Raw genomic sequence first — 4,697 nt, forward strand, 5'->3', positions numbered from 1 at the left:
GCCGTTCGTGTGGATCAAGACCGCCGACGAGATCCTCAACTCGCTCACAAAATATATCGCACGAATTAAAGGCGCAGGACACTAGTGCCTCGCGTGGGAAATAGCTTTACGGTTTGATGGTTGTCAGAATGAGGTATGGCGAATCGTGCTGCTCCGGCGTTGTTGTTGCGTGAGGGCGACCGTGAGGAGTTGTCCCGGCTGACTCGGTCATCGTCGGTGCGGGCCGGTCTTGCGCAGCGGGCGCGGATTGTACTGCTGGCCGCAGACGGGATGTCGAACACGGCGATCGCGCAGCTGGTTGGGGTGTCGCGGCCTACGGTGATCGGGTGGCGGGATCGGTACCAGGCGGGCGGGATTGGCGGGTTGCAGGACGAGCAGCGCCCGGGGCGGCCGCGGAGTATCGACCATGCGGCGATTGTGGCCGCGACGTTGATGCCGCCACCGAAGAAGCTGGGCGTGACGCACTGGTCGACCCGGCTGCTGGGCAAGCATTTGGGTGTCTCGGATGCGACGGTGGCCAAGGCATGGCGCGATTACGGGATCCAGCCGTGGCGGGCCGAGTCGTTCCGGTTCTCCACTGATCCCGAGCTGTTCGCGAAGGTCGTCGACGTGGTCGGGCTGTATCTCGCACCGCCTCAGAACGCGATCGTGCTCTCGGTCGATGAGAAGTCGCAGATCCAAGCTTTGGAACGCTCCGCGCCGGTGCTGCCGCTGCAGCCCGGGCTGGCCGAGCGTCGCAGCCACGACTACATCCGGCACGGCACCTCGACCCTGTTCGCCGCGCTGGAGGTGGCCACCGGCAAGGTCACCGCCGCGGTCAAGCCACGTCACCGGCACCAGGAGTTCTTGGGCTTTCTCAAGCAGGTCGCCCGGGCCTACCCCGAGGGCGAGTTGCACCTGGTGATGGACAACTACGCCGCTCACAAGCACGCCGAGGTCAAACGGTGGCTGGCTGCGAACCCACGCATCATCTGCCACTTCACACCGACCCATGCCTCCTGGATGAACCTGGTCGAAGTCTGGTTCTCGATGATCGAACGCCAAGCGATCCACCGCGGCAGCTTCACCTCAGTCAAAGAACTCAACGCCAAAATCCGCGCCTTCATCAACGGCTGGAACAACCGATGCCACCCCTTCGTATGGACCAAGACCGCCGACCAGGTCCTCAGAAAAGCGAACCGTCAGAACACTTCAAACGCGCGGCACTAGCCCTACGAGCCAACCGTGGAGAAGATCCAAATACCCTCTGACCTGGGTGGGCGATACTGGGATCGAACCAGTGACCTCTTCGGTGTGAACCATGAACGAACACCTCTCCTGCCTGCGGAAACGACATATCCGCAGGTAGAACGGCTCCGTCCGAAGCCGTTGACCGCCGTTCCAGGCCGTTCAAGGGACATATCAGCTCCCAATCTGCTCCCAAGCTGTGCTCCCACGCCTTGCCTCACCCACGACCCGGTTGTCAATGCTTCTTCCCACTCGATGCAGAGCGTCCGACAGGGGCTACGCAATCACGACGACTGGCGGAATGGCCGTCAGCCGGATCGCTGTCACTCTTCTGTTCACTGTCCTATCCGATCTGCATCTGCAAAGATGCTGACGTGTCGCTTGACCTGACACCTGTGGAAGAAGCGTTCCGGCGCGCACGGATCGCCGTTGCCTCACACACCGACAAGATGGCCAAGGCCCACGCCACATGGCGGGAAGAGACCGCCACTGAACTCGTCCTCGCTAATACCCACCCCGTCGTCCGGTTCGCCGACTTCACCCGCGGCGAAGAATCCACGATCGGTGCCGACTGGCTGTGGTGGTGGGTCGGGCAGGACGGCACAAGCTTTGGTGCGCTCGTCCAAGCCAAGAAACTCACCTTCACCGAAGCCGACACTGCCCAGGTCAAGTACCGGCACTCAAAAGGGCGGCAGTTCACCGACTTGCTCAACGCGGCGAAGGACCTTGAGGTCCCGGCGATGTACGCGGTGTACTTCGGGGGCCTGGGATATCGGTCCGGATGGCCGTGCGAGAAGGAGCCACCCGGGTGCGATGAGTGTGAACGCCTGACCATCACCATGGTCCCCGTGCTCGCGTACTCGCAGTCACCAACGCCGGCGCACGCAGCAGAATTGGCCCGCCAGTACGGCGTTCCGTTGGAGAACCTCACCGACGCGGAGACCTGGTGGCCTACTCTGCCCTTGCCGACTGTGCCCTTGGCCACCGACCTACGCGACTTTCTCATCCGCCCGCAGGACGGCGCCCGCGAGGTCGCGCAAGCCGTGATGCGGCTGCTCATCACCTTCAGGTCCCGCCAGTTCGAACGCGCGACCCCGGAGACCGCACTACCAGCCGACAGCATCACCGCCGACCGCGTCTTCACCGACCTGCCCGACGACCGCCTGCACAACGGGAACCGATACTTCGAGCACGTCCTCCGAGGCCTACGCCGAACACCACCGGGATACGTGCTCGACATCGTCAATGGCAACGCACCGCCGACATGGTTGGCCGACCAGGTGGCGGGCGTCAGCGTTGTACAACTCCCTGCCCGCGGCCACCCCAAGCCGCCGGTCAAGCGCCCACGCGACGGCCCGGCCGGCTGACGAGCCAGGCGAACGAACGCAGCAGCAGCCACAGCAGCTAACGACGCATCGGTTGCCGGCCGCGTATCAGCACGGGCCGCCCAGAGCCTACTGGCGTGATACTCGCCCAACACTGACACGTCAGGGACACTGGAAGCTCTGAAGTTCCAGCGCCCTCGTCACGCGGAGCATGAAGCGCGACGACTCGTAGCTTCATCTCCTCGAGTATCGACGATGCACGCTGCACGTAGTTCGCCCCTCCGGGAGACACCACTGCCCTAGTTCAGATCTATGCTGGTTGGCGTATTCAACGACGCGTCGCGCGACCGCACATGGGCGCCATCACCCGCCGGATGGACTGTCCAATGACAGGGCGCAGATTCATGGTGGAGCAACCGTGAACTGAGGATCACACAAGCCGATGCCAGACTTGACCGAAATGACCCCGTAGCGACAACAACCATCCAGGGTCAAACTTCAACTGTCGCCACGGGGTCCACTTTGGAGCGTCGTTGACAGAAGTTTGTCCGCATCGTCGCCAAGGCTCTTGCGAAGGTCACGCATCCATGCGGCTTGGCGAGCTTGCTGTAGCTGCGATAAGCGCCTGGTCTTATTCCATCGGGCGTGTTTAGCGAATCGTTCCCATGCAGCCTGCCTGCTTACGCCGAGCACATCAGCGATCTCGTCCCACGTAACGCCGAAGCTACGAGCAAGTTCAACCTCGAGGGCGAGCAGGCGCTCCGCCGCCGCCACGAATTCACAGGCCTGAAAAATCCATTCGCCGAAGTCACTATCTGCAGTGGGTTGCCGCTTCCCTCGTGCCGCTGCATCAGCGACAACACGGTGACGTCTGGCCAGGTGCGAGTATCCACGTCCAAGGGATGCTAAAGATTCTGCGTGGGCGCGGAGAGTGTTCCGGTATGTCGTAGCCACATGGCCTATGTTCCCCGATCACCTACGGTTCCGTCAAGGTAACCCTGACACGTTTGATCAAGATTACCTTGACACACGATGACTCGTAATCGCCAAGTCTCGCGGCCCTAACGTGCGCCTTTGTCATCACTTCGTCAAGATGACCTTGAGCTCCAAAAGCCGGCACTCGGACAGGGCTGGAAACGGAGGCAGACGGTTGCCACCCGCAGCACAAAGTCCGACGCTAGGCGGTGTACAAACGTCGACCGCAAGGAGTTACCGGTGTGGAACGTTGTCGCTCATCTCGCGTCCTCTCCAGTGATTCTCGCTGGAGCATTGGCCGTTCTGAGCCTCTCGACCCGGCCGATCTTCAAATATCCCCACGTCTGGCGCTATCTAGAGATTCGGCACCGACATCGCCATGAGATCAACAGATACCGAGCGCTGAGGCGAAGCCACGGATCCGAACACAGCGTCAAGGCCAGCTCTTATGCTTCACCCGTCCCCAAGTCCGCCGCCAGCGGTGCTCACGTTGATGTCGTCGTGGAGGACAAACATCGCGAGCGTCACAATGGATATGTCGCCGGTGGCCCCGAACGAGAGAAGAACTAACGCTGCGGCCGGGCGAACTCGGCCAGCTAAACGGCGAGGCAATCCCACCCTCCACGTTCCTGCCCTGGATCAAAGTCGAGTCCTTCAGCGAATCTGTACCTGCTACTTGGCAACAATAGAGGGGGAGCAGCTCTCGCGAGTGTGGAGTGTTTGGGCAGCGTGGCCCTTGTTCGCCTGATCTCAACTGGTCGGCCGTTGGTAACATCGCAGCAGTCCTTTGGTGTGCTCGTCGCCGTTGCCGCCCCTGTCCTCGGTCGCCGGGCGTCCAAGCGCCTGGCAGCCGACACTGCCACGGAGTTGCAGTCTCTTTCTCAGCTGCACGGAGCGGAGCGCTGCGACGACATCCGGCTCGCGCTCAACGACTCATCCGACACCCATCGCCTCGCATCGCTGATCGATCAGGGCCGACGATTTACCTCGGGACGTGAACGTCTCGATGTCGAGAGGCGCTACTTCGCCAGCCCCGCCACACCTCTTGTAACCGGACACTCGATCAGGCACCTTCCCACGCCATGGCGCAAGGAGATTGTCCAGGCCGTCCTGAAGACCTTACCCGCACGACACACCTGCCCTCCCGTCCCACCCCACCTGGCGCATGAC

Annotated in this window: 3 protein-coding genes; all 3 read left to right on the forward strand. The window is 62.0% G+C overall.

What is annotated here, in order from left to right; all coding sequences use genetic code 11:
* Window positions 1-135: 135 nt before the first annotated feature.
* Complete coding sequence (locus tag ELR45_RS28885) at window positions 136-1,209, forward strand: IS630 family transposase (protein WP_129669396.1); 1,074 nt, start codon at window positions 136-138, stop codon at window positions 1,207-1,209.
* Between the two features lie 392 nt (window positions 1,210-1,601).
* A complete protein-coding gene (locus ELR45_RS28890; RefSeq protein WP_129669397.1) occupies window positions 1,602-2,594 on the forward strand; it encodes a hypothetical protein in 993 nt (330 codons plus the stop codon).
* A 1,662-nt stretch (window positions 2,595-4,256) separates the two neighbouring features.
* Window positions 4,257-4,697, forward strand: a 441-nt coding sequence (locus ELR45_RS39500) for a hypothetical protein (protein WP_205857477.1), incomplete at its 3' end; no start/stop codon positions are given.

This window comes from Phytoactinopolyspora endophytica (genome assembly GCF_004138495.1).
GTDB classification, from domain to species: domain Bacteria; phylum Actinomycetota; class Actinomycetes; order Jiangellales; family Jiangellaceae; genus Phytoactinopolyspora; species Phytoactinopolyspora endophytica.